The sequence below is a fragment of the Alteromonas sp. KS69 genome (assembly GCF_003989595.1).
GTDB classification, from domain to species: Bacteria; Pseudomonadota; Gammaproteobacteria; order Enterobacterales; family Alteromonadaceae; genus Alteromonas; species Alteromonas naphthalenivorans.
This window is the reverse complement of sequence record NZ_PYHU01000048.1, coordinates 44,034-61,361: the sequence shown is the minus strand read 5'-3', so window position 1 is coordinate 61,361 and position 17,328 is coordinate 44,034. Positions and strand designations below refer to the sequence as shown.

General features: G+C 43.2%; 16 protein-coding genes and 5 tRNA genes. 4 read left to right on the top strand and 17 right to left on the bottom strand.

The window, feature by feature from the left end; all coding sequences use genetic code 11:
* Positions 1 to 41: 41 nt before the first annotated feature.
* Entirely contained in the window at positions 42 to 623 is a 582-nt protein-coding gene (locus C7Y69_RS19595; protein WP_126873904.1) for a TetR/AcrR family transcriptional regulator, read from the bottom strand.
* 155 nt (positions 624 to 778) lie between these two features.
* Here C7Y69_RS19595 and C7Y69_RS19590 point away from each other — a divergent pair, with 155 nt between their 5' ends.
* From C7Y69_RS19590 to C7Y69_RS19585, 3 genes are all read left to right on the top strand, one after another.
* Complete coding sequence (locus C7Y69_RS19590) at positions 779 to 1,330, top strand: carboxymuconolactone decarboxylase family protein (RefSeq protein WP_013784727.1); 552 nt, start codon at positions 779 to 781, stop codon at positions 1,328 to 1,330.
* 348 nt (positions 1,331 to 1,678) lie between these two features.
* A complete protein-coding gene (locus C7Y69_RS21640; protein WP_185864207.1) occupies positions 1,679 to 1,852 on the top strand; it encodes a hypothetical protein in 174 nt (57 codons plus the stop codon).
* 436 nt (positions 1,853 to 2,288) lie between these two features.
* Positions 2,289 to 2,906: a flavin reductase family protein gene (locus C7Y69_RS19585; RefSeq protein WP_126873903.1), complete on the top strand. Its 618-nt coding sequence runs from the start codon at positions 2,289 to 2,291 to the stop codon at positions 2,904 to 2,906.
* A gap of 93 nt (positions 2,907 to 2,999) precedes the next feature.
* On the opposite strand, the gene C7Y69_RS19580 is transcribed toward C7Y69_RS19585, so the two are convergent.
* The 16 genes from C7Y69_RS19580 to lolB all read right to left on the bottom strand — a co-directional run bounded on the left by C7Y69_RS19580 (position 3,000) and on the right by lolB (position 15,927).
* A complete protein-coding gene (locus C7Y69_RS19580) occupies positions 3,000 to 4,403 on the bottom strand; it encodes an alanine/glycine:cation symporter family protein (protein WP_126873902.1) in 1,404 nt (467 codons plus the stop codon).
* A 261-nt stretch (positions 4,404 to 4,664) separates the two neighbouring features.
* A tRNA-Gln gene (locus C7Y69_RS19575) sits at positions 4,665 to 4,740 on the bottom strand.
* A gap of 41 nt (positions 4,741 to 4,781) precedes the next feature.
* Positions 4,782 to 4,857, bottom strand: a tRNA-Gln gene (locus C7Y69_RS19570).
* 4 nt (positions 4,858 to 4,861) lie between these two features.
* Positions 4,862 to 4,946: transfer RNA gene (locus tag C7Y69_RS19565), tRNA-Leu, on the bottom strand.
* A 40-nt stretch (positions 4,947 to 4,986) separates the two neighbouring features.
* Positions 4,987 to 5,063 (bottom strand) — tRNA-Met (locus C7Y69_RS19560).
* 172 nt (positions 5,064 to 5,235) lie between these two features.
* Positions 5,236 to 6,234 (bottom strand): peptidylprolyl isomerase, encoded by a 999-nt coding sequence (locus C7Y69_RS19555; protein WP_260563879.1) that lies wholly within the window; start codon positions 6,232 to 6,234, stop codon positions 5,236 to 5,238.
* A gap of 181 nt (positions 6,235 to 6,415) precedes the next feature.
* Positions 6,416 to 7,507, bottom strand: a complete 1,092-nt coding sequence (gene ychF / locus C7Y69_RS19550; protein ID WP_126873901.1) for a redox-regulated ATPase YchF — start codon at positions 7,505 to 7,507, stop codon at positions 6,416 to 6,418.
* A 38-nt stretch (positions 7,508 to 7,545) separates the two neighbouring features.
* Complete coding sequence (gene pth, locus C7Y69_RS19545; RefSeq protein ID WP_126873900.1) at positions 7,546 to 8,127, bottom strand: aminoacyl-tRNA hydrolase; 582 nt, start codon at positions 8,125 to 8,127, stop codon at positions 7,546 to 7,548.
* 5 nt (positions 8,128 to 8,132) lie between these two features.
* On the bottom strand, positions 8,133 to 8,765 hold the full coding sequence (locus tag C7Y69_RS19540) for a 50S ribosomal protein L25/general stress protein Ctc (RefSeq protein WP_013784694.1): 633 nt from the start codon (positions 8,763 to 8,765) through the stop codon (positions 8,133 to 8,135).
* A 223-nt stretch (positions 8,766 to 8,988) separates the two neighbouring features.
* A complete protein-coding gene (locus C7Y69_RS19535; RefSeq protein ID WP_126873899.1) occupies positions 8,989 to 9,990 on the bottom strand; it encodes an NAD(P)-dependent alcohol dehydrogenase in 1,002 nt (333 codons plus the stop codon).
* A gap of 101 nt (positions 9,991 to 10,091) precedes the next feature.
* Positions 10,092 to 10,547 carry a ribose-phosphate pyrophosphokinase gene (locus C7Y69_RS19530; RefSeq protein ID WP_126873898.1) on the bottom strand — a complete coding sequence of 152 codons (456 nt, stop codon included), beginning with the start codon at positions 10,545 to 10,547 and terminating at the stop codon, positions 10,092 to 10,094.
* An 89-nt stretch (positions 10,548 to 10,636) separates the two neighbouring features.
* Entirely contained in the window at positions 10,637 to 13,030 is a 2,394-nt protein-coding gene (locus tag C7Y69_RS19525; protein WP_126873897.1) for a putative bifunctional diguanylate cyclase/phosphodiesterase, read from the bottom strand.
* Between the two features lie 308 nt (positions 13,031 to 13,338).
* The gene (locus C7Y69_RS19520) at positions 13,339 to 14,277 is read right to left on the bottom strand and encodes a ribose-phosphate pyrophosphokinase (protein WP_208806010.1); all 939 of its coding nucleotides are present in this window, start codon (positions 14,275 to 14,277) and stop codon (positions 13,339 to 13,341) included.
* 43 nt (positions 14,278 to 14,320) lie between these two features.
* Positions 14,321 to 14,396, bottom strand: a tRNA-Gln gene (locus tag C7Y69_RS19515).
* A gap of 5 nt (positions 14,397 to 14,401) precedes the next feature.
* On the bottom strand, positions 14,402 to 15,307 hold the full coding sequence (gene ispE / locus C7Y69_RS19510; protein ID WP_126873896.1) for a 4-(cytidine 5'-diphospho)-2-C-methyl-D-erythritol kinase: 906 nt from the start codon (positions 15,305 to 15,307) through the stop codon (positions 14,402 to 14,404).
* The gene (gene lolB / locus C7Y69_RS19505; RefSeq protein ID WP_126873895.1) at positions 15,307 to 15,927 is read right to left on the bottom strand and encodes a lipoprotein insertase outer membrane protein LolB; all 621 of its coding nucleotides are present in this window, start codon (positions 15,925 to 15,927) and stop codon (positions 15,307 to 15,309) included. Before lolB ends, ispE begins: the two co-directional genes overlap by 1 nt.
* 114 nt (positions 15,928 to 16,041) lie before the next feature.
* On the opposite strand from lolB, the gene hemA reads away from it, so the two are divergent.
* Positions 16,042 to 17,316, top strand: coding sequence for a glutamyl-tRNA reductase (hemA, locus tag C7Y69_RS19500; RefSeq protein WP_126873894.1), 1,275 nt, complete (start codon positions 16,042 to 16,044; stop codon positions 17,314 to 17,316).
* The last annotated feature ends 12 nt before the right edge of the window (positions 17,317 to 17,328 follow it).

The following is a 17,328-nucleotide window of genomic DNA, read 5'->3' as shown; positions in this document are numbered from 1 at the left end:
GCTATGGAAGGTTTTTAATGCACACTGTCCATATACCTCTATCACTCAGGCCAAGAAGTTTTAAGGTCGATGAGTACTTTATCTATCATGGTTTCAATGGCGTGATCGTCGCTTTGCATTAACGCAAAAGTGCGAAGGCCTACAAATTGGTTTTGTAACCAATCTGCAGCTTTATCAACCGGTGTGCTGGTGGGAAGTGAATTGGTTTGCACGGCTTTTTCTACAATAGATTTGAAACATGCTTTCAAAGTGCTCATACCATCAAGCACAGACTGTTTTCCATTTTCACCCAACATCTCTAGTTCGGTAATAGACTTAATTAATAAGCATTGGCGCTGAAAGCGCATTTCTTCTGGGTTAATCAATTCGCTAACAAAAAATGCACGCAAAGCGTCAAGTGGGCAATCGGCATTAATAACAATGCTGAGTTTTTCTTGGCTGTTCGTAACATACTTTTCCACTACTAACTGGAATAAGCCCTCTTTACTTTTGAAGCGAGCGTAAATACTGCCGGGTCGCATATCTAGCGCTTGTTGAATGTCGCGCATACCAGCGGCCTGAAAGCCTTTTTGCCAAAAAAGCGTGGTGGCCTTCTCAATCACTTCAGACTCTACATATTTCATTCTGGTATACCTTATATTCGAATGTTTTGAACACTTGTTCAATTATGACTTGAACAAGTGTTCAAGTAAACCTATATTGTATTACATCAAAACGTAATCAGTATTTATTATCTTTTTAGTTACTGGTTTTCAGTTCACATCAATAGGAGAGTGACATGAGCGATTTTACATTACACACAGCAGATAGCGCACCTGAAGCAGCTAAACCACTTCTTGAGAATTCTCAAAAAGCTTTCGGTATGATCCCTAACTTGCATGCAGTAATGGCGGAAGCGCCAACGTTGCTTGAAGGTTATCAAGTACTTCACGGTTTGGCACAAGATACGTCATTTAATGCAGAAGAGCTTACTGTAGTATGGCAAGCGGTTAACGTAGAGCATGCGTGTCATTACTGTGTACCAGCGCATACTGGCATTGCTAAAAGCATGAAAGTAAGTGACGAGCTAATTGAAGAGTTACGTAACGACGAAACCCTTTCTGATGCCAAGCTAAATACCTTGAAAGATACCGTACTAGCAGTAACGCGTGGTCGTGGCCACATCGATGATGCACAGCTTAAAGCATTTTACGATGCGGGTTATGCGCACAAGCAACTATTAGAAATCATTCTAATTTTGGCGCAAAAAGTGATGAGTAACTACACAAACCACCTAGCTGAAACCCCTGTAGACGATGCATTCAAATCGTTTGCCTGGGAACCTAAATAAGGTAGAGAAAACCCAAGTAAGGTAGAGAGAAGGTAGAGAGAACTAACTTTTCTACCCGTAGTGAAATAGCTATGGCTTTACAAAAGTTCTTATAAAGTACACGTAAACAAAAACGGCCTTTGATTATCAAAGGCCGTTTTTTTTACCTTTAATTTCCTCATATATTGCTATCTCGTTTACGTGCCGGTTACGTAAGACAGTCAAGAAATAACACTATACAAGAACGAAAAAACCTTGAAAGTGTATATACAAGTGCTATATGCTGTATAGCCATAAATCGCATGAACTGGTATGTGCTGGCTTATACAGCCTGGCTTTTGTAGATAATACCGTTCTTGATGAGGACTTATGTTGGATAAGAAGAAGAAAAAAAAGAATAGTCAGCTGATCATTCGTATAAACGATCAGGAGCGTGCTGACTTTATTCATCTTTGCGAAGAGTTAGATACTACAGCGGCTAGAGAGATCAGGCGGTTTATTAAAGAATTCACTGAAGAGCAAAAAGCCAAGTCTTCGGATTAGCGCTTCTGCTTTATCAAAAATGCATTGCTCTTAAACCAGTGATTACATCGAGTGGGCGCATATTGCCTTGCGTTCTTCACTCAATAAAAAATAGCAATAAAAGGATATTCATAATGGCTAAAGCTAAAAAAGTTAAACAAGAAATCAAAGTAACAAAAGCTAAAATTTCTAAGCAAGAAGGTAAACTTAAAAAGCTTAAGAAAGAGCTTAAAAAAGCGAAGAAGTAAGTAATTCGCAAGATTGATTTATTGTGACGAAACGGCGTATAAGCATGGCTTTACGCCGTTTTTTTGTTCCCTTCGATATGTAAGTCAATGACGAATACTCATCACCTAATTAATAAAACCGGTACTGCTATTTAAACGCCTTAGCCGCTATACTCGTATTGGTAAAATAACGTTAGTAAATTGACGATAGTCGCTGCTAAGGAAAACTCTTGTCCGATATTCATTTTTACGAACCCAAGTTAGGTCACAACCTCGCACACGATCCGTTCAACGCCATTATCGCTCCTAGGCCAATTGGTTGGATTTCGTCAAAAAGTAAAGACGGTAAGCTAAACTTAGCGCCTTACAGTTTTTTTAATGCACTTAATTACACGCCACCTATTATCGGTTTTTCTAGCGTGGGTGATAAAGATTCGCTGAAAAATATTAAAGCAACCGGTGAGTTCTGTTGGAATCTTGTCGGCAAACCATTATTAGAGGCAATGAATCAAACCAGTGCACCATTAGCTTTTGATGAAAATGAATTCGCGTTTGCAGGTTTAGATACAGCAGCTTCACACATTGTTGATGTACCACGGGTAAAATCAAGCCCCGTTAGTATGGAATGTAAGCTTACCGATATCGTGCAACTTAAAAATGCGGAAGGCGGCTTGTGTGAAAGTTGGTTTGTGATGGGAGAGGTCGTGGGTGTTCATATTCAAAAGGACATGATTGAAGCGGGTGTGTATAAAACGTTGAAAGCAGAACCTGTCATGCGCGGTGGTGGAGCAGGGGATTATTTCAGTGTAGACAGTAGCAACATGTTTGAATTGTTAAGGCCCAAATAAACGTACTAGGCCTGATATAAAAAACCGTGGTACAAAATACATTGTTCCACGGCTTTTTAATGCTGAACCTGACGTTAAAAGTAGGTCTTTCTCTTACCAAATACCGTCTTCAGATTTACCCTGAATTTCACAGTCTCCAGTTTTATATTCTACCTTTTCACCCCTATCGCGTTTAGCAAAGTAATCTTTGCTGATAGATACGATAGTAGGTGTCATCCACACGATAGCAATGATATTGATAACAGTCATTAACCCTAATGCCATATCGGCCATGGCCCATACTTGTGGCATGGCCGCTTGAGCACCCCAGTAAATCATTCCCAAGTAACCTATCGTGTAGGCAGCTCGGCCTGCACGGTTATCGAGTTTGAACATATGTAAGTTACTTTCGCCGTAGGCATAGTTGGCTACAACCGAAGTAAACGCAAACAAGCTAATGGCTGCGGCAACAAAGTCGGTTCCGCCTTCGCCTAAATGGCTGCTCATTGCATCTTGGGTTAATCTAATGCCTTCCATTTGCTCGGAGCTAGAGCCGCCTGCAAGTAGAATAATGAAGGCGGTAGAGGTACACAGCACCATAGTATCTAAAAACACGCCCAGCATTTGAATGTAACCTTGTGACACTGGGTGGTTAGGATTAGGCACTGCACTGGCCGCAGCATGTGGCACAGAGCCACTTCCGGCTTCGTTTGAGTATAGGCCGCGCTGAATACCGTTTTTAATCGCTGCACCTAATGCGCCCGCGCCGGCTTCTTGCAATCCAAATGCAGACTTGATGATATCCATCAACATAGCAGGAAGTTCTGAGATGTTGATAAAGGTAATCCCCAATGCCACTAAGACATAACCAATACCCATAAAAGGCACAACAAATTCAGCAAATCTAGCAATGCCCCGTAAGCCACCTATTACGATTAAAGAGGATAGAGCAATAATCGCTATGCCCGTGTATTCGCTGGGGAATTGATACGCGTTGTTTAACGCATCAGTGATGGTGTTTGCTTGCACCGCACTAAAGACAAAGCCGTAACCGAAGAAAAGACATAAAGAAAAGGCTACCGCTAACCAGGTTTTATTCAAACCTTGTTTAATGTAATACGCAGGGCCGCCACGAAACTCACCGTTTTCATCACGTACTTTATACAATTGCCCTAAAACGCTCTCAGCGAAGCCTGTGGCCATGCCTAGTATGGCAATCATCCACATCCAAAAGATAGCACCAGAGCCTCCAAGCGAGATGGCTACCGCTACCCCTGCTAGATTACCGGTACCTACTCGGGCAGATAAACTAGTACACAATGCCTGAAATGAGCTAATGCCGTCTTTGGTCGATTTATTGCTTCCTTTTAACAAGGTAAACATGTGACCAAAGTGACGTAATTGAACACCACCTAATTTAACAGTAAACCAAATACCACATACTAATAGCATTATGATTAATACTTGGCCGTTACCCCATAAAACGTTATTTACCGCCGAGACAAAGTTTTCTATCACGCGTTTTCCTTTGCTTTTGTTGTTGTGAGACCCGTAGAAAACCTCAAGAGGCTGTTTATTGCTTAAAAGGCCATTATCTAAAATTGATGAACCTTAAAAGAGCGTACTTAAAAAGAGTACCTAGTTGGAGAGCTCAAAAGACACAGTAAGCAAATATAGTAGCATGTGGAAAAAAAGAGTGAAGAGGGAATAAGTAGTTAGATTACAACTTTATGTATGCCAGAAAACAAAAAACCGGTCGAAGGACCGGTTTCTTATGTATGGCTGGGGTAGCAGGACTCGAACCTACGAATGGCGGGATCAAAACCCGCTGCCTTACCAACTTGGCTATACCCCAAGTGATAACCACGCAGCAAAAGCGCAATTACTAGGAAAAAATGGCTGGGGTAGCAGGACTCGAACCTACGAATGGCGGGATCAAAACCCGCTGCCTTACCAACTTGGCTATACCCCAACTGTGGTGCGGAAGGAGAGACTTGAACTCTCACGCCGTGAAGCACTGGAACCTAAATCCAGCGTGTCTACCAATTCCACCACTCCCGCACAGTCAGAACCTCAAGAGAAGTTAGATAAAAAGAAAAATTGGTGGCTATGGCGAGATTCGAACTTGCGACCCCATCATTATGAGTGATGTGCTCTAACCAACTGAGCTACATAGCCTCCGGCTTTTTCTTTTCCCTCTCAGGAAGTGGCGCGTATTATGCGGATATGACTGGCGACCGTCAACCCCTTTTTTACTAACTTTTTCTAAGTGGCTAATATCTGTGCATTCAGGTTTAAAATCTAGTCAAAGTGCAGTGAATTTAATCAAATATCGCCAATAAACCCAAACTTAATTCCATGGCGTTGATGAAGTTTTAGTCTGGTAATAGCAAACATCTATAGGTCTAGGACTATAAATTTTGTCGTGAAAGAAAGAATTATCGAGTATTTGCCCGGTTTTCATACGTTTTTGGTATTCGGGATGCGAAGGAAGCTGAATATAATACTGTTTACCCGACGTATCTTTGTTACCTGCGTAACTATTTTTAATTTGGCTCTTATCCGAAGGTATTTCAATAACGCCACTATTTTCTATTGGGCCCCTTGGTAACTGCTGTATCACGTCCATTCCTTCGAGTACTCGGCCAATAACTGACATATTTCTATCTAAATGCCGCGGCGCTTGTCCAATCACAATATAAAACTCGGTGCTGGCAGTGTCCTTTTCACTATTACGGGCAAAAGCGACCGTGCCAGGGCAGTGAAGTGCCCACATTTCATTTCTAGCGCTATCTATTCCTACAGGAAACCCATTTAGGAAGCCTGTAGCTGGGGCAAACATGTCGTTTTCTTCTATAACAATCGCAGAAGATGAGAGGGGGGTAACAAACTCAGCCTTCAAATTACCGGTTTCTGGCGAAGGCTCATGACTTTCGTTACTGCCACCTTGTGCTACAAAACCATCTACCACGCGGTAGAAATACTGCTGCTGATAAAAATCAGTTTTTATTAGCTTACGAAAGCGTTTTACATGACGAGGCGCTAAAACGGGGTTCAACGCTATGACCACATCACCATAGTGTGTTTCAAAAGTAACGATATGTTTATTAGGCACCTTGTACCATTTGTTGGCTATGTCGGTATCAAGCAAGAGCTTTTCTTTTATTTGAGTGTCCTCAGGGCTTTTTTCATGACTCTTTGCGTGCGCGGTAGACAAAACGCTGCTTACACCCAAAAAGGTCACACAGAGCGATACTGCCAGAACTGATATCTGTGGACGTGCTAATATCTGAGGAAGTGCTGTTATATGAGAAAGCGCAGAAAGTGAATGAACGAGTCTTTTAATCATTTTATTGTAAGCCCTGATGTAAATCTTATTATTAACACTGGTATAAGTGTCTCTTTATGTACTTAAAGTACCGAGTCATTGCCTGTTAAATCAACAACTAATTCTACAGGCAATAAAAAACCACCCCTAAGGGTGGTTTTTGTAACGTTAATAGAGGCGCTAGCCTAGGCTACATTTCTTACTACACGTTAAATCTAAAGTGAATCACATCGCCATCTTTAACAATGTACTCTTTACCTTCTAAGCGCCACTTACCGGCGTCTTTTGCGCCTTGTTCACCGTTGAATTCAACAAAGTGATCGTAGCTGACGATTTCGGCACGAATAAAGCCTTTCTCGAAGTCGGTGTGAATCTTACCAGCTGCTTGTGGTGCAGTTGAACCTTCAGGGAAGGTCCAAGCACGCACTTCTTTTACCCCAGCCGTGAAATAGGTTTGAAGGGTAAGCAAGTTATAGCCTGCACGGATAACACGGTTAAGACCTGGCTCTTCAAGCCCCATGTCTTGCATGAATTCTTCACGCTCGTCGTCTTCAAGTTCAGCAATGTCAGACTCGATAGCCGCACATACTGCCACTACCACTGCGTTCTCGCTTTCAGCGATAGCGCGTACTTTGTCTAAGTATGGGTTATTTTCGAAACCATCTTCGTCAACGTTAGCAATATACATGGTTGGCTTAAGGGTAAGCATGTTCATGTAGCTAATTGCTGCATGTTCTTCTTTAGTTAGTTCTAAAGAACGAAGTAATAAACCTTCATCTAAATGAGGCTTAATTTTTTCCAATACTTTAAGTTCATACTTAGCATCAGAATCGCCACCTTTAGCGCGTTTAGCAACACGGTGTAGGGCTTTCTCTGTGGTTTCTAAGTCTGAAAGTGCAAGCTCGGTATTGATGATATCAATATCGTCTTGTGGGTTAACTTTACCCGCAACGTGAACAATGTTTTCGTCGTCGAAACAACGAACCACATGGCCAATCGCGTCGGTTTCGCGGATGTTAGCTAGGAATTTATTTCCTAAACCTTCACCTTTTGAAGCGCCTTCAACCAAACCTGCAATATCAACGAATTCCATTGTGGTTGGAATAACACGCTGAGGGTTTACAATTTCAGCCAGTTTGTCCAAGCGAAGATCCGGTACAGGTACAACACCTGTGTTGGGCTCTATGGTACAAAAAGGGAAGTTTGCCGCTTCAATACCTGCTTTTGTCAGTGCATTAAAGAGTGTTGATTTACCTACGTTTGGTAGTCCAACAATACCGCATTTAAAACCCATGGTAGGGATCCTTGTCTGGAATTAGTACTAGCTCAGGCTCACGCCTTAAAGGAGTGTAGCCGATTTTGCGCTTGCTTTAGGTCGTTTTTAAGGAGTATTTCAGTACAGCGCACAGCTTCGTCAATGACACTTTCTATGGCCATTTTTTCTTCAGCGGGGGGCTTACCTAATACATGTCCGGTAACACGGCTTTTGTGACCCGGATGTCCAATACCAATACGCAAGCGTAAGAAGTCTTTATTGTTACCCAATTTTGCCACAATGTCTCTAACACCATTTTGACTAGAGCTACCGCCGATTTTGTATTTTGCTACACCGGGAGGTAAGTCGAGTTCATCAAAGGCCACTAAAATTTGTTCGGGTTCAATACGGTAGAAATTGGCTAATGCCGCTACAGCCTGACCACTCTTATTCATAAAAGTTGTAGGGTAGAGTAAGCGCACATCTTGCCCAGCAATAGTCACGCGGGCGGTTTTACCGAAAAATTTGGATTCTGGTTTTAGCGGGGTATTGAAGGTGTCGGCAAGTTGGTTGAGAAACCATTCACCGGCATTGTGTCGGGTATTATCATATTCGGGGCCTGGATTTCCCAGGCCCACGATAAGTCGGATATCAGCCAAGCTGATTATTCCTCAGAAGCTGCTTCTTCGTCGCCTTCTTCTGCATCAGCTGCTTTAGGAGCAGGCTTAACAGTGACTACTGCAAGGTCGTGAGTCTCGTCGTCTTTTCCAAGCTCAACAGAGGTGATACCAGCAGGTAGTGTAAGGTCAGACAAGTGAAGAGTAGAGTCCATTTCAACGTTAGCAATATCTACTTCGATGAATTCTGGAAGATCTTTAGGCAGACACGTAATTTCGATTTCGTTTACGTGGTGCTCAGCGATACCGCCAGCTTTGATAGCTGCAGACTTGTCTTCGTTGATGAAGTGAAGAGGTACGTTAGTGTGTAACTCTTGACCTGCGATTACGCGCTGGAAGTCAACGTGAAGAATACGAGGCTTAAAAGCGTGACGTTGCATGTCTTTAACGAGTACTTCAACAGCTTTTCCGTCTACGTTCAAAGTAAGAACGTGAGAGTAGAACGCTTCAAAATCAGCAGCGTTGTTTACTTTGTTGTGATCAAGAGTGATCGACACTGGCGCTTCTTCACCACCGTAGATGATACCAGGAAGCTTGTCTTCACGACGTAGGCGGCGGCTCGCACCTTTCCCTAGGTCTGTACGTACAGTAGCGTCCAGAGTAAAAATTGCTTTAGACATTATATGTCTCCAATAAAAAATTAAGAATGTAAGTTCTTGCGACCAGAACCTACTGTTATAGGGCGTTGTAGCTACAAATTGTATACAACAATCGCCGCCTCAAATTTTGAGGGCGGCGAATTCTAACACCGAGGCCTATAACATACAAATTTTACTTGGCGGGTGTGCTTATGTTAGCGAGGCTTCATAATATTAGAAGCCTTACTAACCACTAACCTAAAGCTTATTTAGTTAACACTACGCGATAGTGGGCTTTACCATCTCGAAGTCGTTGTACTGCTTCATTAACGTCATCGAACTTGAAGGTTTCGGTTACTGGCGCAATATCATGCAGCGCAGCAAAATCCAGCATGGTTTTGATAGTAGCCGGGCTACCTACTGGCGAACCTGATACTGAACGTTGACCTCCAATAAGATTAAACGCCCCTATATCTAAAGGCTCTAACGTTGCACCAACAAAGTGTAAACGGCCTTTAGGCGCTAGAGTCGATAAGTACAAGTTCCAATCAAGCTTCACATTCACCGTAGAAATGATAAGGTCGAACTTGCCCGCGGCGGCTTTAAGTTCATCTTTATCGCGGCTATTTAAGGTTTCATGAGCACCAAGTTCTAACGCTTCTTGTTTCTTCGATTCACTTGAAGTGAAAGCAACAACCTTACATCCCCATGCATTTAAGAACTGCAATGCTAAGTGACCTAGGCCGCCAATACCTACCACGCCAACTACTGAGGTGGGTTTAATATCAAATTGTACTAGTGGGTTAAATACCGTAATACCGCCGCAAAATAGTGGCCCAGCACTTTGTGGGTCTACACCATCAGGAATAGGTACAACGGCCGTAGCTTGAGCTCGAACTTTATCGGCAAATCCACCGTGGCGACCGCCAATCGTCATCGTGGCATTAGAGCATAAGTTTTGATCGCCAGACTCACAGGTGCCACAGCTATTACAGTAGCCGGCGTGCCAGCCCAAGCCTACCCGCTGACCTACTTTCAATGACGTAACGTGTTCGCCTACCGCACTTATTTTTCCCACCACTTCATGTCCTGGTACGAATGGGTATTCACTTATACCCCATTCATTATCCAACATGCTTAAATCACTATGACAAATGCCGCAACTCTCCACGTCTATCTCAACATCGTGAGAGGCTAATTCGCCAGGGTCATATTCAAACTTTTCCAGCTTTCCACCTGGCTCTTGTGCTGCGTATGCATTAATCATTTATTACTCCTACTATTAACAGTGACGTTTGTACGGCGTAGATAGCCGTAATCGATCACCGGTTCCTTTTTCTTACCAAGCAATACGTAGTCGAGGCATGCTTAGTGAGAAGATGCGTTTCCTATCACTCTGCTAGCGTCGAGTATTTCTACACTATCGACTTTTAACACGGTGCCGTATTGGGTGATAGTCATAAGGTCTGGCATAGGCATACCCGTAACCTTGACGATTAAGCCATTTCTATGAAATTTCTTATCCAGTTTTTGAAGCGTGTAGCGGTCCCCATTTTCAGCAATAAAGGCGTAAAAACCGCCTTCCATTTCTTTGTACACAATAGTGCCTGTTAGGGTGACTTCACTGGCTTCACCAGAAGCGCTAAGACGTTTTTGTTCGGCAGTTTTAGGGACAAAGGCTTGCTGAGGCTTTTCATCTGCTTTTTCAGTCATAAGGGGCTCTTCTTTAACATCAACTGTGGTGTCGTCTTCATTAGAGCAGCCAGCAAGGACAAATAATAATGTGACGGCTGACAGCGTAGATAATGTACGAGTGAATTTCATAAATGCCTCTTTTATAGTTTTTTATTAGATACCAACCGTAAACCGAAAGTGGCCACATGGCTATAAAGAAAGACTACTTTAAAGCAGATTTAGTTCTCTTTATTTTGAATATCAGGCCATTGGCTGATGAAATTTTCAGCGTGTTCGGCGGTCATCGGGCGACCATAAAAAAAGCCCTGTGCATTAGTAAAACCTAGCTTTTGTAGCAAACTGGAAACGTCTTGTGTCTCTACACCTTCGGCAGTGGTTTGCAAGTGTAATGCATTAGCCAATTGTAGTATTGCTGACAAGATAGATTCCGCATTTGCACTGTTTACGTTTTGAGCGTGTTCTGACGCGGCAATAACGAAACTTCGGTCTACCTTTAGCTTGTCAAAAGGGAAACGTTGAAGGTAAGACAGTGAAGAGTACCCTGTACCGAAATCGTCCAATGCGATCCGAACGCCTTGCTCTCTTAAGCTATTCAAAAGCACAATCGTGCTGTCGCCATCACACATTAATGATGATTCAGTTAACTCAAGTTCTAATCGAGAGGCTGGTAAACCTGTTGCTTTAAGCGCCTTCATTACGGTAGTGAGTAAATTGGTTCGCTCAATTTGAACGGGAGAAACATTCACAGCAACTTGAAGCGGTGCAGGCCAGTTCATGGCATCACTACAGGCCTGTCTTAATACCCATTCCCCTAACTGAACTATCATGCCATTTTCTTCAATCAGGTGAATAAAGTCGGTAGGCGATACGACGCCTCGCTCGGGGTGGTGCCAACGAACCAATGCTTCAAAACCGATTAGCGTATTATCGCTAAACCGAATTTGAGGCTGGTAGAGCACAACAAAGTCGTGGTCTGCAAAGCTTTGACGAAAATCACTTAACAGCGCTAATCTCAACATGGCATACTCATCGAGTTTAGGATCGTAGAAGCAAAGTTTGTTTTTACCGCTCGTCTTGGCTGCATATAGCGCCATGTCGCTGGCACGTTGAAGAGACACTGGGGACACACCATCCATTGGCGCGTTTGCTACCCCAATGCTGGCGCCTAAATCAAACGAGTGCTCTTGATGTAGCCATGGTTCAGCCAATAAGTCGTGGATTTTCTGCCCGAAACGTGTCGCTTCTAGCGGCGTAAGGCTATTTTTAAAAACCCAAGCAAATTCATCGCCACCCAGTCTTGAAAGTAAAACACCCTTTGGCGTGATTTCTTGAAAACGACATGAAATTTCTTTTAATAACGCATCACCAGCTAAGTGGCCTAACGTATCGTTAATCACTTTAAAATTATCAAGGTCTAATGTAATTAAGGTTATATCCTTAATTATTTCAGGGGCCTTCGCTTCATCTTCATCGATAAAGCACTGTTGTAATGTTTTGGCGAATAAATGGCGGTTAGCCAACCCAGTTAAAGAGTCGACATTAGCTAAAAATGTCATCTCTTTTTCGCGAAGTAGTGCATCTGTCACATCAGTGCTGACACCGCGCCAGCCTGATAAGTTACCTGTACTATTTATAAGAGGTTGGGCTGTCAGCGACCACCATTTAGTATCGCCATTGACTTCAATAGGAATGTTATCTTGCGTGAAGGGCTCATTCTGCTGAAAGTTAGTTGCTAATTCCCTCAACACGTTCTGGTTCGCCGTAGATGTGCTGTCTGAAAGTAAGTTTACAAAATGGCTGCCAGAGAGTTGTTGTATAGGTTTCCCTAAAACATGTTGCATACGCAACGAGACATGCATCAAACATCCGTGACTATCAATTTCCCATAGCCAATCACTGGCGTTTTCTTCAAAATCTTTTAATAGCAAGCCTACAACCTGACGTTGATGTTCAATGGCGGTTTCAGCCATTAATCCGCGAACAAAACGTTTCGATGTAACCAGCACCACACAGCTTAGATATATCCAATAGATCAATAGCAATGCAGATATAAATAAATACTCGCCAAAGTAACTTATGTGGATACCTACTGATACCCCCAAGGTTAAGAACAAAACCCAAAATAACGCGGCTGCGGGTAAGGCCGCAAACTGCCAAGCGCCAGTTGCAATAAATGCTGCAATAATAGCAACTAAGATAATCTTACCTTGGGTATCCAATACTCCAAGTAATACGGTCGTCATTTGCGCATATAAAACAGCCGCCAATCCCAACATGAGTGCCAAGATAAATTGCACCCGCTTAGAGCCGGTATTCTCAATTTTTCGTTTAACCAATAAGTACCAAGCAATAACATCACCGGCTGCGATAATAAGTAATGACAACGACCATGCAATCATGAAATCACTATTAATAAGGTCATTAGCAAAAACGGAACACAAAATAACGATGAGAACAGTTGCACTGCTGGCAAGGGGAAGTTGTCGAGATAGAGAGTCAATTTGCCTGGCACGATAGTAGTTAGCCAACTCAGGCTTAGCATCGGGATCGGTCCAAAATCGACTTAACCAATACCAAAATGCCGTTAACGAGCGAGTTTTTCTTACATTCACTAACCGCTCCTTTTTTATTCTTTGTATATTGATAACGCTGATAAGAAAGTTTACGCGCAATAAATCGCATTAACCCGTTAAATCGTGGTTCGGTTATCGACCGATAGTTTAAGAGCTTTAAGGATAGTAAAAGCGTGGCTACTTTTTGAAAATTTTTAAACGTTTTGGATGTTGGAAGTAAAGAGTAAACATGCGGGTAATAAAAAAGGGCCTGTAGGCCCTTTTTCGAGAAGTGAAGTTCGAATGGTAATCGCTTTATATGCTCGCAGCGACTATTCGAGTTGAGTACTCACGTCTAGTGCTAGAAACTAGTACTCAAACATCGCTGAAATAGACTCTTCATTGCTGATACGACGAATCGTTTCGGCAAGCATTTCAGATAATGTTAGTTGTTTCACTTTTCCAATCTTCTGCATATCTGCACTAAGCGGAATAGAATCGGTAATGATAATTTCATCGATGACAGATTCTTTTAGGTTCTGTGCTGCGTTACCAGAGAAAATCGCATGGGTGGCGTAAGCATAAACATTACGTGCACCATGGCTTTTCAATGCTTCAGCCGCTTTAGCCAACGTACCACCAGTATCAATCATGTCATCCACAATAATACAGTCACGGTCATTAACGTCACCAATGATGTTCATTACCTGAGCAACGTTCGCCTTAGGACGGCGTTTGTCGATAATAGCAAGATCAGCATCGTTAAGTAGCTTAGCGGTAGCACGTGCTCGAACAACACCGCCAATATCTGGCGATACTACAACCGGATCGGCGAAATCACGTTGAACCATGTCGGCCAACAGAATAGGCGTTCCGAATGCATTATCTACAGGTACATCGAAGAAACCTTGAATCTGCTCGGCGTGCAAGTCGATAGTAAGTACTCTATCTACACCAACGTTAGAAAGAAAGTCTGCGACAACCTTTGCAGTAATTGGCACCCGGGCTGAACGAACGCGACGGTCTTGACGCGCATAACCAAAGTATGGAATTACCGCAGTAATACGACCTGCTGATGCGCGGCGCAAAGCGTCGATCATCACGATCAATTCCATTAGGTTGTCATTTGTGGGTGCACAGGTTGATTGGATAATAAAAACGTCCGAACCACGGACGTTTTCATGAATTTCTACGCTAATTTCACCATCACTGAAACGGCCTACTTTGGCGTTTCCGAGTTTGGTATAAAGGCGATCGGCGACTTTCTGGGCAAGTTCTGGTACGGCATTACCTGCAAAGAGCTTCATATCTGGCACAAGTGGGTTCCTCAGTGCGTTGATAAAAGAGGTTTGGCTGGGGTAGCAGGACTCGAACCTACGAATGGCGGGATCAAAACCCGCTGCCTTACCAACTTGGCTATACCCCAATTTTTTATTTCTTGTCCGATGTGGCGTACACGTGCTCTGATTTTTTTAATTTTTGTAATAGCGGTGAGCGATTCACACCTTTTGCAACAAAACTTTGCCAAGCAGCAGGCAATTTAGCCTGAACTTGTTTGGCGGAAACCTCGTCAGAAAAGGTGGCAAATACGCAGGCACCTGTGCCCGTCATTCGCGACGGTGCGTAGTGTACCAACCACTGTAATAAATTTGCAACTTCGGGATAGCGATTAACGACTAATTGCTGACAATCATTGCGAGTTTTTTCAAATTGGTAGTCTTCCCACTGCATAATTGGTGTATTTCTGGTCAATTGTTCAGCTGTAAATACCTCGGCAGTACTAATATGCACATTGGGGTTCGCCACCAAATACCATTTTTCTTCTTGCGGGGCAGGGGTGATTTCTTCACCTACCCCTGATGCGAAAGCGGTAAGTCCGCGTACAAAAATGGGTACATCTGCACCTAATTTAAGCCCAAGCTCAGCAAGTTCATCTTCTGATAGTTTAATATCCCATAACTGATTTAGTGCGACTAGGGTGGTGGCTGCATTTGATGAACCGCCGCCAATACCGCCGCCCATGGGCAAGCATTTTTCTAAACTGATGCTTACACCTTTATTAATGTGAGCATGTTCAGCTAACAGTTTGGCGGCACGAACAATAAGGTTATCTTCATCTTTTACCCCTTTTAGCGGGGTCGCCATAGAAATAACACCCGAATCATTAATATCAAAAGCAAGCTTGTCGCCGTAATCAAGCATTTGAAATAAGCTTTGCAATTGGTGATAGCCATTTGGGTATCGACCATTAATATGTAGAAAAAGATTAAGTTTGGCAGGAGAAGGCCACCAATCTAGGCTTATCTCTTGTGAATTCGTTACTTCTGAAGTTGTCATTAAAGCAGCGTCCATTCATATATTTTTATTTTTAATTGGGTTGATGGCGGGTTGGGTTGAACCAAATTAATAGCGTGGGGCAGCCACACATTATTGCCTTCGGGGGTAGTCACATTGCCATAGTTAGCATAACTGACTTGCCACCCCTTACATGCACTACAGTTGCTTTCAAGAGTATTGAGTAGTCCCTTGTCGGTAAGGGTAAACGTGTCATCAGCAAGAGGAAGCCCTTTAATCCACGAAAGCAAGGGTTCGACGGGGATATCCATGCCCGTAGTATGATAAATTAACGGTTCGGGATCGGCGTCTTCATATACCTCGTTACCCGCTTCTAAAATGGCTTTATCGCCGTTCACGTTCAAATCAACCATGGTTACACCAAGTAAATTGGTTAATCGGAAATGAAAATCGGCATCATCGGTTTTCCACAAAAGGTTAGCGCTAGCCCCTTCTTTTTCTTGTCTAAAGGCTATTTTTCCGCGCAATTGCCAAGCATCTACTTGTGCCACCTTTTTAAGCTGGGTGCTAAGGTTTACGGCGTCTTCAGGACCATCAGGTAGTGTGGTACAGGCGCTGATAAATAGGGTAACCAGTACAAGTATAAAAATGAAGCGAATCATTGGGTGTCGTCTTAGGTAAAGTGCATACTTTATGTGAACACAGTTCTACCAACACTTTCAATCATTTTGGGTTTTTCGTACAATGCGCGTCCGACGTTGCCAGCACAGATTTGAATGACTCTACTCGCCCTTGGTATTAATCACAAAACCGCCCCTGTCGCATTGCGTGAAAAAGTGGCTTTTACACCAGATTCTCTGGTGGAAGCACTTGCGTCATTAAGAAAGGTGGATGGCGTAGATGAGTCGGTGATTGTATCAACGTGCAATCGCACAGAGCTTTACGTGAACACCCAGCATGAAAGTGCTACTGCATTATTAGCGTGGTTATCAAACTTCCACCATGTTGAAGTTGATGAAATTGCCAACAACAGTTATGTGCTTGCCGCAGATGATGCGGTTAAACATATTATGCGAGTGGCAAGTGGATTAGATTCGCTCATTCTTGGTGAACCGCAGATATTAGGGCAGGTAAAGCAAGCCTTTGGCGATGCCAAACACTCAGGTATGATTAATACCGAGTTTGATAAACTATTTCAGCATACCTTTTCTGTGGCTAAGCGGGTACGCAGCGAAACTGAAATTGGCGCAAATGCCGTCAGCGTAGCTTATGCTGCAGTGCAATTAGCGAAGCATATATTTGCTGAGCTACCCAAGCGCTCGGTGCTACTGGTGGGTGCGGGTGAAACCATTGAGTTAGTGGCACAGCACTTAAAAGAGCAAGGTGTTACCTGCTTAGCTGTTGCCAACCGAACTATTTCTCGTGCAGAAGCCTTGGCTGAAACATTGGATGCCAGTGTGTATACCCTTTCACAGGTACCGGAACATCTAAAAGATTTCGATATAGTGATCAGCTCTACCGCCAGTCAGCTACCTTTAATAGGCAAGGGCATGGTAGAAAAGGCGTTGAAACAACGTAGAAATATGCCCATGTTTTTAGTGGATTTAGCGGTACCTCGTGACATTGAAGCTCAAGTGAACGAATTGGGTGATGCTTATTTATACACCGTAGATGATTTGCAGCACATCGTTCAAAAGAATTTACAAAATCGTGAGCAAGCAGCACTTGAAGCTGAAAAGCTAATTGAAAAGCAAGCTGGCGATTACATGAGCTGGAAGCAGTCTCAACAATCTATCGATTTAGTTAGGCAGTATCGTCAAAAGGGCATGGAACAGCGCGACGACGTGGTAGAAAAAGCATTGGCGCAGTTAACCGAAGGCAAAGACGCCGAAACGGTACTTAGTGAAATGGCCTACAAGCTAACCAATACATTGCTGCACCCCACAACCCTGGCACTTAGAGAAGCTGCCATGCATGATGACCCGGCGTTGAGTCGGTGGTTGGGGCAAGCATTATCGTTATCCGACACTACGTCAGATATCAAAAAATAAGGTAAACATAAA